Source organism: Dankookia sp. GCM10030260 (assembly GCF_042666655.1).
Lineage (GTDB): Bacteria > Pseudomonadota > Alphaproteobacteria > Acetobacterales > Acetobacteraceae > Paracraurococcus.
Window position 1 is genome coordinate 259,799 of record NZ_JBHTDE010000003.1, and the last position, 16,230, is coordinate 276,028.

General features: G+C 74.5%; 14 protein-coding genes. 10 read left to right on the forward strand and 4 right to left on the reverse strand.

From position 1 onward, the window contains the following. Window positions 1-16 precede the first annotated feature (16 nt). Genes nirB through ACFQS7_RS12750 form a run of 3 tightly spaced genes read left to right on the forward strand, consistent with a single transcriptional unit; the run spans window position 17 to window position 5,495 of the window. Window positions 17-2,491: a nitrite reductase large subunit NirB gene (gene nirB, locus ACFQS7_RS12740; RefSeq protein ID WP_380067453.1), complete on the forward strand. Its 2,475-nt coding sequence runs from the start codon at window positions 17-19 to the stop codon at window positions 2,489-2,491. Window positions 2,492-2,505: 14 nt separating this feature from the next. Next, window positions 2,506-2,838: a nitrite reductase small subunit NirD gene (nirD, locus tag ACFQS7_RS12745; RefSeq protein WP_380067454.1), complete on the forward strand. Its 333-nt coding sequence runs from the start codon at window positions 2,506-2,508 to the stop codon at window positions 2,836-2,838. Next, window positions 2,835-5,495: a molybdopterin-dependent oxidoreductase gene (locus tag ACFQS7_RS12750; RefSeq protein WP_380067455.1), complete on the forward strand. Its 2,661-nt coding sequence runs from the start codon at window positions 2,835-2,837 to the stop codon at window positions 5,493-5,495. The genes nirD and ACFQS7_RS12750 overlap by 4 nt, the downstream gene beginning before the upstream one ends. A gap of 226 nt (window positions 5,496-5,721) precedes the next feature. On the opposite strand, the gene ACFQS7_RS12755 is transcribed toward ACFQS7_RS12750, so the two are convergent. Further along, a complete protein-coding gene (locus ACFQS7_RS12755) occupies window positions 5,722-6,705 on the reverse strand; it encodes a Bug family tripartite tricarboxylate transporter substrate binding protein (protein ID WP_380067456.1) in 984 nt (327 codons plus the stop codon). 128 nt (window positions 6,706-6,833) lie between these two features. Between ACFQS7_RS12755 and ACFQS7_RS12760 the strand changes: the two genes are divergently transcribed. Both ACFQS7_RS12760 and ACFQS7_RS12765 read left to right on the forward strand, forming a co-directional pair. Further along, on the forward strand, window positions 6,834-8,159 hold the full coding sequence (locus ACFQS7_RS12760) for an MmgE/PrpD family protein (RefSeq protein WP_380067457.1): 1,326 nt from the start codon (window positions 6,834-6,836) through the stop codon (window positions 8,157-8,159). A gap of 37 nt (window positions 8,160-8,196) precedes the next feature. Beyond that, window positions 8,197-8,964, forward strand: coding sequence for a hypothetical protein (locus tag ACFQS7_RS12765; RefSeq protein WP_380067458.1), 768 nt, complete (start codon window positions 8,197-8,199; stop codon window positions 8,962-8,964). A gap of 106 nt (window positions 8,965-9,070) precedes the next feature. Here the strand turns inward: ACFQS7_RS12765 and ACFQS7_RS12770 are convergent, their stop codons facing one another. The 3 genes from ACFQS7_RS12770 to ACFQS7_RS12780 form a co-directional block, all read right to left on the reverse strand. Continuing rightward, window positions 9,071-9,703 (reverse strand): flavin reductase family protein, encoded by a 633-nt coding sequence (locus tag ACFQS7_RS12770; protein WP_380067459.1) that lies wholly within the window; start codon window positions 9,701-9,703, stop codon window positions 9,071-9,073. Window positions 9,704-9,732: 29 nt separating this feature from the next. Further along, window positions 9,733-10,143 carry a group II truncated hemoglobin gene (locus ACFQS7_RS12775; RefSeq protein ID WP_380067460.1) on the reverse strand — a complete coding sequence of 137 codons (411 nt, stop codon included), beginning with the start codon at window positions 10,141-10,143 and terminating at the stop codon, window positions 9,733-9,735. A 99-nt stretch (window positions 10,144-10,242) separates the two neighbouring features. After that, the gene (locus tag ACFQS7_RS12780) at window positions 10,243-11,457 is read right to left on the reverse strand and encodes an MFS transporter (protein WP_380067461.1); all 1,215 of its coding nucleotides are present in this window, start codon (window positions 11,455-11,457) and stop codon (window positions 10,243-10,245) included. A gap of 149 nt (window positions 11,458-11,606) precedes the next feature. On the opposite strand from ACFQS7_RS12780, the gene ACFQS7_RS12785 reads away from it, so the two are divergent. The 5 genes from ACFQS7_RS12785 to ACFQS7_RS12805 all read left to right on the forward strand — a co-directional run bounded on the left by ACFQS7_RS12785 (window position 11,607) and on the right by ACFQS7_RS12805 (window position 16,026). Then, the gene (locus ACFQS7_RS12785) at window positions 11,607-12,872 is read left to right on the forward strand and encodes a glutamate-5-semialdehyde dehydrogenase (RefSeq protein ID WP_380067462.1); all 1,266 of its coding nucleotides are present in this window, start codon (window positions 11,607-11,609) and stop codon (window positions 12,870-12,872) included. 67 nt (window positions 12,873-12,939) lie between these two features. Then, on the forward strand, window positions 12,940-13,584 hold the full coding sequence (locus ACFQS7_RS12790) for a nicotinate-nucleotide adenylyltransferase (protein ID WP_380068014.1): 645 nt from the start codon (window positions 12,940-12,942) through the stop codon (window positions 13,582-13,584). 96 nt (window positions 13,585-13,680) lie between these two features. Next, on the forward strand, window positions 13,681-14,742 hold the full coding sequence (gene rsfS, locus ACFQS7_RS12795; RefSeq protein WP_380067463.1) for a ribosome silencing factor: 1,062 nt from the start codon (window positions 13,681-13,683) through the stop codon (window positions 14,740-14,742). Window positions 14,743-14,803: 61 nt separating this feature from the next. Then, entirely contained in the window at window positions 14,804-15,247 is a 444-nt protein-coding gene (locus ACFQS7_RS12800; RefSeq protein ID WP_380068015.1) for a 23S rRNA (pseudouridine(1915)-N(3))-methyltransferase RlmH, read from the forward strand. A gap of 98 nt (window positions 15,248-15,345) precedes the next feature. Continuing rightward, window positions 15,346-16,026, forward strand: coding sequence for an NnrU family protein (locus ACFQS7_RS12805; protein ID WP_380067464.1), 681 nt, complete (start codon window positions 15,346-15,348; stop codon window positions 16,024-16,026). The last annotated feature ends 204 nt before the right edge of the window (window positions 16,027-16,230 follow it).

Below are 16,230 nucleotides of genomic sequence, written 5' to 3' on the forward strand. Positions count from 1 at the left end.
CCGAAGAATCATCCCCATGAACATGATGTCCCCCCAGCGTCAGCGCCTGGTCGTGATCGGCAACGGCATGGCCGGCATGCGCACGGTCGAGGAACTGCTGAAGCGCGCGCCGCAGCGCTACGAGATCACCGTCTTCGGCGCCGAGCCGCATCCGAACTATGACCGCATCGCGCTGTCCTCGGTGCTGGCCGGCGAGAAGACGCTCGAGCAGATCGTCATCAACAGCCGCGCATGGTACGCGGAGAACGACATCCGGCTGATCGCCGGCGACCCGGCCGTCGGCGTGGACCGGCTGGAACGCACGGTCACCTCCGCGTCCGGCATCACCGTCGGCTACGACCGGCTGCTGCTGGCGACGGGATCGAAGCCGCTGGCGCCGCCGATCCCCGGCCTCGGCCTGCCCGGGACCTGCGCCTTCCGCGACATCAACGATGTCGAGCAGATGCTGGCCGCCGCCGCGACCCACAGGCGCGCCTGCGTCATCGGCGGCGGCTTGCTCGGGCTGGAAGCCGCCTGGGGCCTGAAGCGGCGCGGGATGTCGGTGGCGCTGGTCCACCTGATGCCGACCTTGATGGAGCGGCAACTCGACGTCGCCGCAGGCACCCTGCTGCAGCGCGACCTCGACCGGCGCGGCATCGCCTTCTTCACCAACGGCCAGACCGAGCAGATCACCGGCACCGACCGCGCCACCGGCGTGAAGCTGGCCGATGGCCGCGAGATCGAGGCCGACCTCGTCGTCGTCGCCATCGGCATCCGGCCGAACATCGATATCGGCCGCGCCATGGGCCTCGAGGTCAACCGCGGCATCGTCGTCGACGACGGCATGCGGACCAGCGAGGACCCCAACGTCTTCGCCGTCGGCGAGTGCATCGAGCACCGCGGCGCGGTCTTCGGCCTGGTCGCGCCGATCTGGGAACAGGCGAAGGTCTGCGCCGCGCAGCTCGCCGGCGACGAGGACGCGGCCTACGTGACGCCCGCGCTGTCGACGCGGCTGAAGATCACCGGCATCGACGTCTTCTCGGCCGGCGCGCTGAACGCGGCGGACGAGGCCGACGAGGAGATCACCTTCGCCGACGCCGCCCGCGGCGTCTATCGCAAGCTGGTGCTGCGGGAGAACAAGGTGGTCGGCGCCGTCATGTACGGCGACGTCGCCGATGGCGGCTGGTACTTCCAGCTGCTGCGCGAGGCGGCGGACATCTCCGCCATGCGCGACACCCTCATCCTCGGCCGCGCAGTGGCGCTGGCCTCGCTCGGCGCCGCGGCGCCCGACCCGCACGCCGCGGTCGCGGCACTGGCCGACAGCGCCGAGATCTGCGGCTGCAACGGGGTCTGCAAGGGGACGATCGCCGCGGCGATCGCCGGCAAGGGACTGGCGACGCTCGACGCGGTGCGGGCGCATACCAAGGCCAGCGCCTCCTGCGGCTCCTGCACCCCGCAGGTGGAATCGCTGCTGGCGATCGCCCTCGGCGACGGGTTCCGGAAGGCGGCCGGCGAGAAGCCGATGTGCAAGTGCACCAGCCACGGCCACGACTTCGTCCGCAAGGCGATCGTCGAGCAGGAGATCAGGTCGATCCCCGCGGCGATGCAGCGCCTCGGCTGGGAGAAGCCGGAGGGCTGCGCCTCCTGCCGCCCGGCGCTGAACTACTACCTGCTCTGCGCCTGGCCGGGCGACTACGTGGACGACGCGCAGTCCCGCTTCGTCAACGAGCGCATGCACGCCAACATCCAGAAGGACGGCACCTATTCCGTCGTCCCGCGCATGTGGGGCGGGCTGACCTCGGCGAAGGAACTCCGCGCCCTGGCCGACGTGGCGGACAAGTACGACGTGCGCGAGGTGAAGGTCACCGGCGGCCAGCGCATCGACCTGTTCGGCGTGAAGCGGGAGGATTTGCCGGCGGTGTGGCGCGACCTCAACGCCGCCGGGATGGTCTCGGGCCACGCCTATGCCAAGGGGCTGCGGACGGTGAAGACCTGCGTGGGGTCCACCTGGTGCCGCTTCGGCACGCAGGACAGCACGGCGATGGGCGTGAAGCTGGAGAAGATGACCTGGGGGTCCTGGCACCCGCACAAGGTCAAGCTCGCGGTCTCCGGCTGCCCGCGCAACTGCGCCGAGGCCACCATCAAGGATTTCGGCGTCGTCGCGGTGGACAGCGGCTGGGAGCTGTCGGTCGGCGGCAACGGCGGCATCCATGTCCGCGCCACCGACAAGCTGTGCAAGGTGGAGACCGAGGCGGAGGTGCTGGAATACTGCGGCGCCTTCCTGCAGCTCTACCGGGAGGAGGCGCGCTACCTCGAACGCACCGCCCCCTGGGTGGAGCGCGTCGGGATCGCCTACGTGAAGGCGCGGATCGTCGAGGACGCCGAGGGCCGCCGCGCGCTGCACGCGAAATTCCTCCACGCCCAGACCTTCGCGCAGGTCGATCCCTGGGCCGAGCGCGCCGCCGGCGGCGAACTGGCCGCGCCCTTCAAGACCCTGGTTCCGGCGGAGTGACCGGGATGGACGGCATGACCCAGGCATCCCGCTGGACCGTCATCGGCCGGCTTGGCGACATCCCGCGCCAGGGCGCGCGCGTCGTCGCCACCGCGGTCGGCGACGTCGCGGTCTTCCGTGCGCTCGACGACAGCGTCTTCGCGGTGGAGGACAGCTGCCCGCACAAGGGCGGCAAGCTCAGCCAGGGCATCGTGCATGGCCATGCCGTGACCTGCCCGCTGCACAACTGGGTCATCGACCTGCAGAGCGGCGAGGCCGCGGCGCCCGATATCGGCTGCGCCCGGCGCTTCGCGGTGAAGCTCGAGGACGGCCGCGTGCTGCTGTCCATCCCGGGCGCCGCATCATGACGGAGGCCGTCCGGACCACCTGCCCCTATTGCGGCGTCGGCTGCGGGGTGTTGGCCCGGCCGGACGGCACCCTGCGCGGCGACCCGGCGCATCCGGCCAACAGGGGCCGCTTGTGCGTGAAGGGCGCGGCGCTGGGCGAGACGCTGGACGACGCCGGGCGGCTGCTGCACCCGATGGTGGGCGGCGAACGCGCATCCTGGGATACGGCACTCGACCTGGTCGCCGCGCGCTTCCGCGCCACCATCGCCGCGCACGGCCCGGATTCGGTCGCCTTCTACGTCTCCGGCCAATGCCTGACGGAGGACTACTACGTCGCCAACAAGCTGATGAAGGGCTTCATCGGCAGCGGCAACATCGACACCAACTCGCGCCTCTGCATGGCGTCGTCCGTCGCCGGCCACACCCGCGCCTTCGGCGCCGACGTGGTGCCCGGCGTCTACGAGGACCTGGAGGAAGCCGACCTCGTCGTCCTGGTCGGCAGCAACCTCGCCTGGTGCCACCCGGTGCTGCATGGAAGGCTGCAGGCGGCGCGCGGCGAGCGCGGCACGAAGATCGTGGTCATCGACCCGCGCGGCACCGCGACCTCCTCCGGCGCCGACCTGCACCTGGCGCTCGCGCCGGGCTCGGATGTCGCGCTCTTCGCCGGGCTGCTCGCGCATCTGGCCGGCATCGGCCGCATCGACCAGGCCTGGGTCGCGGCGCATGCGACCGGGCTGGAGGCCGCGCTCGCCGCGGCGCGCGGGACGGCGCCGACCCTGGAACGCGTCGCCGCGCTGTGCGGCCTCGCGCCCGAGGACATCGCCCGCTTCTACGCGCTGTTCGCCGCGACCGAACGGACCGTCACCGTCTACAGCCAGGGCGTGAACCAATCCGCGGCGGGAACCGACAAGGTCAACGCCATCCTCAACTGCCACCTGGCCACCGGCCGCATCGGCCGCCCCGGCATGGGGCCCTTCAGCATCACCGGCCAGCCGAACGCCATGGGCGGGCGGGAGGTCGGCGGCCTGGCCAACCAGCTTGCAGCCCACATGCGCTTCGACACGCCGGGCGCCCTCGACCGCGTCCGCCGCTTCTGGAATGCGCCGAACCTGGCGACCCAGCCCGGCCTGAAGGCGGTCGAGCTGTTCGAGGCGGTGCGCGACGGCCGGGTCAAGGCCGTCTGGATCATGGCGACCAACCCGGCCGACAGCCTGCCGCGCGCCGGACGGGTGCGGGAGGCCTTGGCGGCCTGCCCCTTCGTCGTCGTCGCCGACTGCTGGGAGACGGACACGACGCGCCATGCCGACGTGGTCCTGCCGGCCGCCGGCTGGGGCGAGAAGTCCGGCACCGTCACCAACTCCGAACGCCGCATCTCCCGCCAGCGGCCCTTCCGCGCCGCACCGGGCGAGGCCCGCGCCGACTGGTGGATGCTGGCGGAGGTCGGCCGCCGCATGGGCTGGGCCGAGCACTTCGCCTGGGAAAGCCCGGCCGCGGTCTTCCGCGAGCATGCCGCGCTCTCGGCCTTCGAGAATGGCGGCACCCGGACCTTCGACATCGGCGCCATGGCCGCGCTGGACGAGGCCGGCTACGAGTTGCTCGCGCCCTTCCGCTGGCCGCTGCCGGCGGGTGCCGCGCAGGAAGGCGGCCGGCTCTTCGCCGCGGGCGGCTTCCCCACGCCGGATGGCCGCGCGCGCCTGGTGCCGACGCCGTTCCGCGGCCTCGCCGCCGCGCCGGACGCCGCATTCCCGCTGCTGCTGAACACCGGGCGCCTGCGCGACCAATGGCACACCATGACCCGCACCGGCCTGGTGCCGCGGCTGTCGGACCACGCGCCGGTGCCCGCCGCCGTCCTCGCCCCCGCCGATGCGGCGCGGCTCGGCGCCGAGCCGGGCGGGCTGGTGCGGCTGGCCTCGCCGCACGGGGAGTGCGTGCTGCGCGTCGCCACCGATGCCGGCCAGCGGACGGGCGAGGTCTTCGTGCCGATGCACTGGACCGACGCCTTCACCTCCGCCGGCCCGATCGACCGGCTGGTCGGCGCCGCGGTCGACCCCGTCTCCGGCCAGCCCGAGCTCAAGGCGACGCCGCTGCGGGCCGAGGCGCTGCCGGTGCGCTGGCGCGGCCTGCTGCTGCACCGCCGTGCCCTGCGCCCGGCGGAGCCCGGCCTGCACTGGTCGCGCGCCCCGGTCGCGGCCGGCCATGTGCTGGAACTCACCGGCGCCGCGCCGCTGCCGGCCGAGATCGCGCCGCTGGTCGACCGCCTGCTCGCCGCCCCCGCCGGGGCCGAGCGGATCCACATCGCCGATCCCGGCCGCGGCGCCTGGCGCTTCGCCACGCTGGTCGATGGGCGCGTCGACTCCTGCCTCTTCCTGCTGCGCGAGGGCAGCCGCGCCAGCCTGCCCGCCGGCGCCGCGCTGGCCGCGCTGCTGGACGGCATCGTGGCGGAGGCCGCGCGGCCCGGGCTGCTCGCCGGCCGCGCGCTGGCCACGGAGCCCACCGGACGCAACGTCTGCGCCTGCTTCGGCGTCGGCCTCGCCAGCATCCGCGCGGCGATCCTCGACCGCCGGCTGACTTCCGTCGCCGAGATCGGCGCGGCGCTCAGCGCCGGCACCAATTGCGGCTCCTGCGTGCCCGAGCTGCGGGAGATCCTGCGCGACGCCCATGCCGATGCGGCGGCCTGAGGCGGCGCGGCGCGGGCCGCGCGTAGAGCGGATCGCGGGAGGGCGCGCGCGCCCGGACGCGTAAATCCGATCCTGAAACAAAGGGCCACGGCGGTGCCGCGTCCAGTGTCGAACGCACGCCGCCGTGGCCCGGCACCCAGCCGATCGGCGCGGCGGAACGCCCGCCGGTCGACCATGCCGAGACCGTGCTCGTCCCTTTGATCGGCGACGATGCCGTCCCCCCGCGTCACTCCAGCGTCAGGTTCAGCCGGCCGATCACCTCCCGCAGCACCGCGGCGCCCGCCTGCTGCCGGGCGCGGAATTGCTCCGGCGATTCCGGCGCCGGCGGCACGCCCTGGCCGATCAGCCAGTCGCGCATGGCGGGTTCGGCGATGATGCGGCCGATCTCCTCGTTCAGCCGGGCGATGATGGCGGGTGGCGTGCCGGCCGGGGCGAAGACGCCGAGCCCTTCCTCCAGCCACACGCTGCCCAGCCCGGATTCCGCCAGGGTCGGCACCTCCGGCAGGGTGGCGAAGCGGGTCGGCGCGGCGACGGCCAGCGGCCGCAGGGTGCCGCCCAGCACATGCGCCTGCGCCAGGGACCAGGAGGCGAACATGGCGTCCAGCCGCCCGGCCAGCAGTTCCGGCACCGCCTGGCCGCCGCCGCGGAAGGGGATATGCGTCATGCTGACGCCGGCCGCGGCGTTGATCTGTTCCAGCGCCAAATGGAAGGAGGAGCCGACGCCGATGCTGGCGAAGTTCAGCGTGCCGGGCGCGGCCCGCGCCCTGGCCAGCAGCCCCTGCACCGAATCCACCCCCAGCGAGGGCCGGGTCAGCAGCAGCACGGTCAGCGCGCCGACCGGCGAGACCGGCACCAGGTCCCGCTCCGGGTCGAAGTCCAGCGGCCGCTGCGCCGCCGCGGCGATGACCAGGCCGGAGGTGGCGCAGAACAGCAGGCTGTGCCCGTCCGGCGCCGCCTTGGCGATCGCCGAGGCGGCGATGTTGCCGCCGGCGCCGCCGCGGTTCTCCACCACCACAGGCTTGCCGAGCGCCGCGCCCAGCTTCTCCCCCAGCCGCCGGGCGATGGCATCCGTGCTGGCGCCGGGCGGGAAGCAGACGGTGAGGGAGACGGGGCGGCCGGGGTATTGCGCCCGCGCCGCGGGTGCTGCCAGCAGCAGCGCGGCGGCCAGCGCGAGGCTGCGGCGCCTCCATCCATTCCGACCCGGCCGCATGCGGCGTTCCTCCCCGTTTGCCGGCCAGCCTAGGGTCGGCCCGCCGCGTCGCCAAGCCGGTCGCCCGACTTGTCCCCGGCCGCCGCTGCCGACATAGTCGGGGCCGGGGAAGAGGAAGGGTCCGAGCCATGGCCGCAGGCCTGACGGAGCGCATCTGCGACCTGGCCGCGCAGCCGCCCGCGCTGTCCGCCGCGGACCAGGACGACATCCTGCTGGCCTTCGCCGACACGCTGGCCTGTGCCCATGCCGGCTGGGCCGAGCCGGTGACCCGCGCCGTGGCCGGCGCCTTCCGCGGCGGCGCGGTGCCGCTGCTGGACGGCGGCATGGCACCCAGCGCCGAGCACGCCGCGCTGGTCACCGCCACGGCGGGCCATGCGCTCGACTACGACGACGTGCATCTCGACAGCACCACGCATCCTTCCGTCGTCATCGTGCCCGCCCTGCTGGCGGTGCAGGCCGAACGCGGCCTGGATGCGGCGCGGCTGGCACCGGCCTTCGCGGTGGGCATCGCGGTGAATGCGGCGCTCGGCCGGGCGATGGGCTTCGCGCATTACCGCCGCGGCTGGCACGCGACCTCGACCATCGGGCCCTTGGCCGGGGCGGCGGCGCTGGCGCATCTCATGCGGCTCGACCGCGCTTCGACGCGGCATGCGCTGGCGCTCGCGGCGGCGCAGTCGGGCGGGCTGCAGCGGAATTTCGGCGCCATGGCCAAGCCGGCCCAGGCGGGGTTCGCCGCCGCGGCCGCGGTGCGGGCGGCGACGCTGGCCGCCGCCGGGGTGACCGCGGATGCCGATGTCCTCGGGCCGGGCGGCTTCCTCGACCTCTACGGCGGCGACGCCGAGGCCACCGCCCGCGGCGCCACGGTGGCGCTGGAGGCGCGGCCGGGCAGCATCGCCCGCAAGCTCTACCCCTGCTGCTATGCGACGCACCGGCTGATCGCCGCCGCGCTCGACGCCCGGGCGCAATGGGGCGGGCCGCCGCCCGGCGCTGCCGCGCTGACCCTGCATGTCCCGGCCGGCGGGATGCAGCCGCTCCGCCGCACCCTGCCGGGCACCGGGCTGGAGGCGAAATTCTCCGCCGAGTACACCGTGGCCGCGGCGCTCTGGCAGGGCCGGCTGGGCCTGGCGGATTTCGAGGATGCCGCGGTCGCCCGCGCCGGCGGCCGGATGGCGCGCGTCACCGTCATCGAGGAGCCGGTGCCCGCCGATGGCGCGCAGGGGCTGGAACACGGCGCGGCGCGGCTCGAGGTGCGCTACGGCAACCATGTGGTCGAAGGCCGCGCCGCGGCGATCCCCGGCTCCCCGGCCCGGCCGGCGACGCGGGCGGAGATGGACGCGAAGATCGCCGACTGCCTCGCCCGCCATGCCGCCACCGGCGCGTCGGTGCCGGGGCCGGCCGCCTTCATGGCCGGGCTCGGCCGGCTGCTCGCGCCGCCCGTCGCCGTCGCCGCCTGACGCGGCCCGCGCATCACGCCAAGGAAGGGAGTAGCCCATGCCCGTGCTCGCACCCGGCGAGGCCGCCCATGCCAGCCGCCGCGCCATCGTCTCCAACGGCGTCCATGCCCACCTGACCACCTTCATCGGCGCCAACCGCTACGTGGCCGGCACCGCGCCGCCGCCGGGGCCGGAGGCGGTCTACCCGATGGCCTTCCTGGTGGAGCAGCCGGCGGGATCGGTCGTGGATGCCCATTTCCACGAGGCCAACCAGTTCCAGCTCGTCGTCGCCGGCAGCGGGACGCTCGGCACCCATGCGGTGCGGCCGATCGCGGTGCACTACAGCAACGCGTACAGCGCCTATGGCCCGATCACCGCCGGCGCGGACGGGCTGCACTACCTGACGCTGCGCAACGGCTACGACCGCGGCGCGCGGTACCTTCCGGCGGCGCGGGAGGAATTGCGCGGCGTGCGGCGCCGCTTCCGCGCGGCGGTGGCCGATGCCGCGCCGCCCGGCGCCCCGGCGGCGGAGCCGATGACGGAGACGCTGCTGGCCGGGACGCCGGACGGGCTCGGCGCCTGGCGCCACCGCCTGCCGCCCGGTGCGGCGCTGCAGGGGCCGGACCCGGCGGGCGGCGACGGCCAGTTCTGGGTGGTGACCGCGGGCGCCCTGCAGGCGGCGGATGGCGCCACCCTGCCGGCGCTGTCCTGCGCCTTCGTCGGGCCGGCGGAGCCGCCCTTGGCGGTGACGGCCGGCGCGGCGGGGCTGGAGGTGGTGGTGATGCAGTATCCGCGCGGGCGGGACCACGTGGCAGGCCAGGAATAAGGCAAGGCCAGGGAGGAGGTATCCTCCCTGGACCCACCTCCATTCGCCTGGGTCGGCACGGCGCCGCGCGGCACCGTACCGGGGTCAGCCTCCGGCTTCTCCTGCCTCAGCGGTCCTTCTGGCCCGCCGCGTAGGCGCCGGCGTCGGTCGGGCGCAGCGCCTCGAACAGCTCGGTCACCGTGGCGTAGTCGCGGTAGCCGCAGCGGGCCAGGGGCTGCGCCGCGGCGGTGTCGAAGCGGCCGTCGCGGAGATAGGCCTCGTCGATATGCACGCCGACGACCTGGCCGATGATGATCCAGCCCTGCAAGGCCACGCCGTCCACGTCGTGCAGCCGCATCGAATGCACCACCCTGCATTCCAGCGCCGCCGGCGCGGCGGCGACGCGCGGCGCCTTCACCACGCGGCAGGGCGCCTCCTCCAGCCCGGCGGCGGCGAATTCGCTCTCGCCCTCGGCCAGGGCGCCGGAGGAGACGTTCATCGCGTCGAACAGCGGGCGGGTGCAGAGGTTGAAGACGAACTCGCCGCTGGCGATGGCATTGGCCGCGCTGTGCTTCATGGATTCGGACGTGAAGGCCAGCATCGGCGGGCTGGAATGCACCGCGTTGAAGAAGCTGTAGGGCGCCAGGTTCGGGCGGCCCTGCGCGTCGAGGCTGGAGATCCAGCCGATCGGCCTTGGTGCGACGATCGCCTTGAAGGGGTCGTGCGGCAGGCCGTGGCCGTTGCGGGGTTCGTAGAACATCAGCGGGTAGGGGCCTTCGTGGTGGGAGGTTATTCGGGCGGCGTCCAGGCGGCATCCTCGCGGTTCCGCATGTGCCGCGCCAGATGCTCGACCTGCGGCAGCACCGCCGCGCCCAGCGCCGCGTCCTGCACCGTCTCGGCCCAGGCCTGGCGGAAGCACAGCAGCCAGCCCTCGATCTCCGGCCCGGCGATCGGCGCGTGCAGGTGGCGGCGGCGCAGCATCGGGTGGCCGTGCTTCCGCACGTAGACCGGCGGGCCGCCGAGCCAGCCGGTGAGGTAGTCGAACAGCTTCGCCTCGGACCCCGCCAGGCTCGGCGGGTGGATGGCGCGGCAGGCGGCGGCTTCGGGGAGCGTATCCATCAGCGCGTAGAAGCGGCTGGTGAGGCGGCGGACGCCGGCCTCCCCGCCGATGCGATCATAGGGCGTGGGCGCTTCGGTCATGGGGTCATCGTCCGGTGAGTCGGCGCTGGCCGCACAGCGGGTGCCAACCCACAAAGATAGAGGTGGGGCCTGGGGAGGATACTGCCTCCCCAGCCTTTCTCAGGCCGGCACCGGCTCCGCCCTTTTTTGCAGCCGCAGCCACCCCACCGCCAGGACCGCGACCGCCAGCAGGCCGAAGGAGTACCAGTTCAGCGGGTACCAGCCCTGCCGTTCGTGCAGGAAGCCGGCGAGGAAGCTGGCGCTGGCGGTGGTGCCGAAGACCAGGAAGTCGTTCAGCGCCTGGGTCTTGCCGCGCTCGTTCGGCCGGTAGCAGGTGGTGACCAGGGTGGTCGCCCCGACGAACAGGAAATTCCAGCCGAAGCCGTTGAGCGTGAGGGCGATGCGGAAATGCCAGTCCGTCACGCCGGCCAGCCCGGCGGCGATGCCGGCGCCCATGATGAGGATGCCGGCGATCATGATGTTGGTGGTGCCGTAGCGGGTGATCAGGTTGCCGGTGAAGAAGGACGGCACGAACATGCCCATCACGTGCAGGAAGATGACCCAGTGGGCTTCCGTGTGCGGCAGGCCGCAGGCGACGATCGCCAGCGGCGAGGCGCTCATCAGGAAGGACATCATCCCGAAGGCCGCCATGGCCGAGGCCACGGCGACGATGAAGCGCGGCTGCGCGGCGATCTCCCGCAGCGGCCGCGGCGGGGCGATGGCGGCGGCCCCGGCGACGGCGGGCGGCGGCGCCATCGACGGGAAGCGGATGAAGGACATGATGGTGAAGACGGTCAGGTGGATGCCGACCATGGCGCCATAGGTCGCCAGGTAGAGCGGCACGACCTGGTCGTGGGTGATGCGCACCAGGGACGGGCCGATGACCCCGGCGACCACGCCGCCGGCGGTGACCCAGGAGATCGCCTTCGCGCGGTAGGCCGGCGGGGCGAGCTCCACCGCGGCGAAGCGGTACATCTGCAGGCTGGCCACCGCATAGCCCAGGATCAGCCCGCCCAGGCACATCAGCAGGAAGATGCCGGTCAGCAGGCCGAGCCCGACGACGCTGGCGCCGACCATGCCCATGACCGAGCCGAGCCGGAAGCCGAAGCCGCGCCCCATCCGCTGCATCAGCAGCCCGGCCGGGAAGACCGACAGCATGACGCCGAGATGCTGCAGGGTGATCGGCAGCGTCGCCAGCTCGCGGTCGGGGAAGAAGGTGACGACCGACAGGGCGGTGGCGGCGAACATCATGGTGTTGCCGGCCTGGCCGATCGCCTGGCAGCAGGCCAGGAGAAAGAGGTTGCGCCGCATGGCGCCGTCGAGTTGCTGCTGCATGGACCTATGGGCGTTTCCGGTGGCGATCATTGCCGCCAGGGAAGGCGGGGGCAAGGGAGCTGGTATGTCACCGGCGCAGGCCCGCCCTGCGGCCCGGCTTGGCCGGGCCGGCGGAAACCGGCTATGGCTCGGGGTCCTGGAGCCCCGCCATGAACGCCATCGCCGCTGAACCCGCCCGCCTGCTCGAGACCGCCGCCCGCGCCGCCCGCGCCGCTGCGGCAGACCTCGCGCGCGCGCCGCGACCGGCCAAGGATGCGGCGCTGCTGGCCGCCGCCGCCGCGCTGCGCGCCCGGGCGGCCGAGATCCTGGCGGCGAACGAGGCCGATGTCGCCGGCGCCCCGGGCCTCAGCGCCGCCTTCAAGGACCGCCTGACCCTGACCCCCGCCCGGATCGAGGCGATGGCCCAGGGGCTGGAGGAGGTCGCCGCCCTGCCCGACCCCGTGGGCCGGGTGCTGGCGGAATGGGAAAGGCCGAACGGGCTCCGCTTCCGCCGCGTCGCCCAGCCGCTCGGCGTCATCGGGATGATCTTCGAGAGCCGGCCGAACGTCACCGCCGATGCCGCCGCCCTCTGCCTGAAATCCGGCAACGCGGTGATCCTGCGCGGCGGGTCGGAAAGCACCCGCAGCGCCGCCGCGATCCATGCCTGCATGGTGGATGGCCTGCGCGCGGCCGGCCTGCCGGAGCAAGCGGTGCAGGTCGCCCCCACCGCCGACCGCGCCTTCGTCGGCGCCATGCTGCGCGCGGCGGGGCTGATCGACCTCATCATCCCGCGCGGCGGCAAGGGGCTGGTGACCCGGGTGCTGGAGGAGGCCCGGGTCCCGGTCCTCGCCCATGCCGAGGGGCTCTGCCACACCTACATCCACGCCGCCGCCGACCCGGCCATGGCGCGGGAGATCCTGGCGAACGCCAAGATGCGCCGCACCGGCGTCTGCGGCGCGACCGAGACGCTGCTGATCGATGCCGCCATCGCGCCTGCGCTGCTGCCGGTGCTGGTGGCCGACCTGGCGGCGCTGGGCTGCGGCTTCCGCGCCGATGCCCGGGCGCGCGACATCTGCCCGGCGCTGCCGGCGGCCTCGCCTGAGGATTTCTCCACCGAATGGCTGGATCAGGTGCTGTCGGTCGCCGTGGTGGACGGCGTCGATGCCGCCCTGGCCCATATCCGCCGGCATGGCTCGGAGCATACCGAGGCGATCGTGACCGACGATGCCGCGGCGGCGCAGCGGTTCCTCGATGGCCTCGACAGCGCGGTGGGGATGTGGAACGCCTCCACCCAGTTCTGCGACGGCGGCGAATTCGGCTTCGGCGCCGAGATCGGCATCGCCACCGGCCGGCTGCACGCGCGCGGGCCGGTGGGGTTGGAGCAGCTCTGCACCTACCGCTACCATGTGATCGGGACCGGGCAGACCCGGCCCTGAGGGACACCAGGATGCGCCAGGAAGGTCCGGCCGCCCATCGTCGGCGCAAGCGTCCCGTGAGCCGCCGCTGAAACCCCCGCCCAGCCGCCCCGGTCGGGGCGGCCCCAATCCGGGCGTCTGGGGCGACGACCGCCGGGTGCGGATCGGCCTGCTCGGCGGCAGCTTCAACCCAGGCCATGCCGGCCACCGCCACGTGGCGGAGGTGGCGCGGCGGCAGCTCGGCCTGGACCAGGTCTGGCTGCTGGTCTCCCCCGGCAACCCGCTGAAGCCGCGCCGCGGCATGGCGCCCTTCGCGGAAAGACTGGACAGCGCCCGCGCAATCGCCCTAGGGCGCCGCATGGTGGCGACGGATATCGAGGCACGCCTCGGCACCCGCTACACCGACGACACGCTGGCGCGGCTGCGCCGGCGCTTCCCCCGGGCCCGCTTCGTGCTGGTGGTGGGGGCGGACAACCTCAGCCAATTGCCCCGCTGGAAGCGCTGGCGGCGGATCGCCCGGACCACCCCGATCGCGGTCGTGCCGCGGCCGGGGGAGACGCGGCCAGCCCTGCATGGCCAGGCGGCGCGCGCCCTGGCGCGGCACCGGCGGCGCCCCGGGGCGCTGTTGGCTGGCCCCGTGCCGGCGCATGCGCCCTGGTGCCTGCTGCCGGCGCGGGAACATCCGGCCAGCGCCACCGCCATCCGTGCGGCACGGGGCGAGGGTTTCGTGTAAGCTTCGGCCGGCAACGGCCATCGATAACAGGAGGCGCAGATCGCGCGCACCCCGAAGGCCCCCGAGGGGGGCAAGTCCACCCCGCGGAGCCGGTCGATGACCGGCCCGTCCAAGCCATCCGCGTCCAAGCCGCGTTCGACCCGGCCGGCCGCCGCGCGCCCCGAGGCGGCGGAAGCGCCCTCCCGCGCGCCGAAGCGGCTGGCCGCGAAGCCGGTGCCGCGGCCGGAGCGGCAGCCCGGCGGCGATCGCGCCCGCGGCGCCAAGCCGGGGACCCGCGGCGGCGCCGCCCCGCGCGCCGAGCGCCCGGCCGCGGCCAAGCCGGCCGCGCCGCGTCATGCGGACGGCAGGCCGCCGAAGCGCCCCGACCGGTCGGCGGCGTCCGCGACCCCGCGTTCGCCGCGGGGTGCCGCCGGCCCTTCGCGCAGCGCCGAGCGCCCGGAAGGCGCCGAGCGTCCGCGTTCGGCGCGCCCGCCGGCGCGCACCGCCGCCGGCCCGTCGCGCAGCGCCGCACCGCGCGCCGAGCGCCCGGCCGCCCCCGAGCGGCCGCGCTCGGCCAAGCCCGCCGCCGGCAAGCCGGCGAGCAAGCGGCCGAAGCCGACCCGCGCCCTGGCCGGCGCCCCGGCCCCCCGCCCCAAGGCGCGGAAGCCGGTCGTTCCCGGTCCCGCCCAGGTGCGCGCCACCCCAACGGCCAGGCCGAAGCCGGCGCCGAAGGCCAAGGCCGAGCCGGCGACCCTCGGCAAGCGCCAGGTCGCCGCCGGCCCCGACGCCGCGCCGAAGCGCCCGCGCAAGGTGAAGCTGGCGCCCGACCGGCTGGAGGAGCTGGTCGCCGTCGTCCGCGCCAGCCTGGAGGACGACAAGGCCGAGGAGATCCTCGTGCTCGACGTCACCGGGCGGTCCGACGTCACCGACCGGATGATCCTCGCCACCGGCCAGGTGGAGCGGCAGCTCCAGGCCATGGCGGCGCATCTCGAGGACGCGCTGGAGAAGGCCGGGATGAAGGTGCGGCGGAACAAGATCGAGGCCTCCCCCGACTGGGTGCTGATCGATGCCGGCGACCTGCTGATCCACCTGTTCCGGCCGGAGGCGCGCGTCACCTACGGGCTGGAACGGATGTGGGGCCCGGAGAGCCCGGCCCCGGAAGGCCCCACCGAGGCCTGAGCTTGCGCCGCCCGGACGATCCCGGCGGGAGGGCAAGCTGAAGCCCCCCCGCCTGCTGGCCATCGGCCGGCTCAGGCCGGGGCCGGAAGCGGCGCTGTTCGAGCACTACAACGCCCGGCTGCGCCCGCCCCTGGCGGTGATGGAACTGCCCGAGGCGCGCGGCAGCGCCGCCGAGGTGCGGCGGCGCGAAGGTGCCGCCCTGCTCGCCGCCCTGCCGGAGGGCGCGCTGCTGGTCGCCATGGACCTCGGCGGCAAGGCGCCGACCAGCGAGGCCCTGGCCGGCCTGGCCGAGCGCTGGGAGGCGACCGCCCGGCCGCTGGCCTTCGCCATCGGCGGGGCGGAGGGGCTGGACCCGGCGGTGCTGGCGCGCGCCGACCACCTTCTCTCGCTCGGCCCGCTGACCTGGCCGCATTTCCTGGTGCGCGGGCTGCTGGCGGAACAATGGTACCGGGTGCAGGCGATCCGCGCGAACCACCCCTACCACCGGGCCTGGCGGCCAGGGTGAGGCGGCCAGTGTGAGGCGGCCAGTGTGAGGCGGCTGGGCGGTGGACAGCGGCCCGGCGCCGGGCCGACACTCGCCGCCGAACTGGACGGGAACCCCGCATGACCTGGCTGCTGCTCGCGGCGCTGCTGTGGATCTTCGTGCATGTCGGGATCTCCGGCACCGGCCTGCGCGGGGTGATCGCGGGCCGGATCGGCGAGGGCGCCTTCCGCGGCGTCTTCTCCGGCCTCTCCTTCGTCTCGATCGCCCTGCTGGTGCGGGCCTGGGGCGCGGCGGAGACCACGCCGCTGTGGTCCGCGCCGAACGCGCTGCGCTGGGTGCTGGCGCTGCTGATGCTGCCGGCCTTCATCCTGTTCGTCGCCGCGGTGGCCAGGCCGAACCCGACCGCGATCGGCGGCGAGCGCGAGCTGGGCGCCGAGCCGCGCGGCATCCAGCGCGTCACCCGCCATCCGATGCTGTGGTCCTTCGCGCTCTGGGCCTTCGTGCACCTGATGGGCAACGGCGACACGGCCTCCCTCGTCTTCTTCGGCGCCTTCCTGGTGACGGCGCTGGCGGGGATGCCCTCGATCGACGCCAAGCTGGCGCGGCGGGCGCCGGGGCCCTGGGCGAGGCTGTCCGCCACCACCTCGATCCTGCCCTTCGGCGCCATCGCCGCCGGGCGCAACCGGCTGGTCCTGGCCGAGATCGGCTGGATCCCGCCGGTGGTCGGTCTCATCGCCTGGGCGGCGCTGCTGCATTTCCACCGCAGCCTCTTCGGGGTGGCGCCGGTCCTGATGGGGTGACCGGACGGGGCCCGGCACGGACCGGATCGACGCGGCCATCCCTAGCAGGGCCTCGATCGGGGCGCGGCGGCGCGGCGGCACCGCAGGGACGGGATCCCCGACCCGCCGGCCGGGCGGACTCCGCGGTCCTTCCCGCGGCGGCGAGGCGGAGCGGGCGGGCGCGGCGGTCACAAGCGCGTGGCGCTGCTGCCGCATCGATGCCTT

Excerpts from the sequence above, each read along its gene's own strand:
- nirB (WP_380067453.1), top strand. The coding sequence starts at position 17 with ATGAACATGATGTCCCCCCAGCGTCAGCGCCTGGTCGTGATCGGCAAC.
- nirD (WP_380067454.1), top strand. The coding sequence starts at position 2,506 with ATGACCCAGGCATCCCGCTGGACCGTCATCGGCCGGCTTGGCGACATC.
- ACFQS7_RS12750 (WP_380067455.1), top strand. The coding sequence starts at position 2,835 with ATGACGGAGGCCGTCCGGACCACCTGCCCCTATTGCGGCGTCGGCTGC.
- ACFQS7_RS12755 (WP_380067456.1), bottom strand. The coding sequence starts at position 6,705 with ATGCGGCCGGGTCGGAATGGATGGAGGCGCCGCAGCCTCGCGCTGGCC.
- ACFQS7_RS12760 (WP_380067457.1), top strand. The coding sequence starts at position 6,834 with ATGGCCGCAGGCCTGACGGAGCGCATCTGCGACCTGGCCGCGCAGCCG.
- ACFQS7_RS12765 (WP_380067458.1), top strand. The coding sequence starts at position 8,197 with ATGCCCGTGCTCGCACCCGGCGAGGCCGCCCATGCCAGCCGCCGCGCC.
- ACFQS7_RS12770 (WP_380067459.1), bottom strand. The coding sequence starts at position 9,703 with ATGTTCTACGAACCCCGCAACGGCCACGGCCTGCCGCACGACCCCTTC.
- ACFQS7_RS12775 (WP_380067460.1), bottom strand. The coding sequence starts at position 10,143 with ATGACCGAAGCGCCCACGCCCTATGATCGCATCGGCGGGGAGGCCGGC.
- ACFQS7_RS12780 (WP_380067461.1), bottom strand. The coding sequence starts at position 11,457 with ATGCAGCAGCAACTCGACGGCGCCATGCGGCGCAACCTCTTTCTCCTG.
- ACFQS7_RS12785 (WP_380067462.1), top strand. The coding sequence starts at position 11,607 with ATGAACGCCATCGCCGCTGAACCCGCCCGCCTGCTCGAGACCGCCGCC.
- rsfS (WP_380067463.1), top strand. The coding sequence starts at position 13,681 with ATGACCGGCCCGTCCAAGCCATCCGCGTCCAAGCCGCGTTCGACCCGG.
- ACFQS7_RS12805 (WP_380067464.1), top strand. The coding sequence starts at position 15,346 with ATGACCTGGCTGCTGCTCGCGGCGCTGCTGTGGATCTTCGTGCATGTC.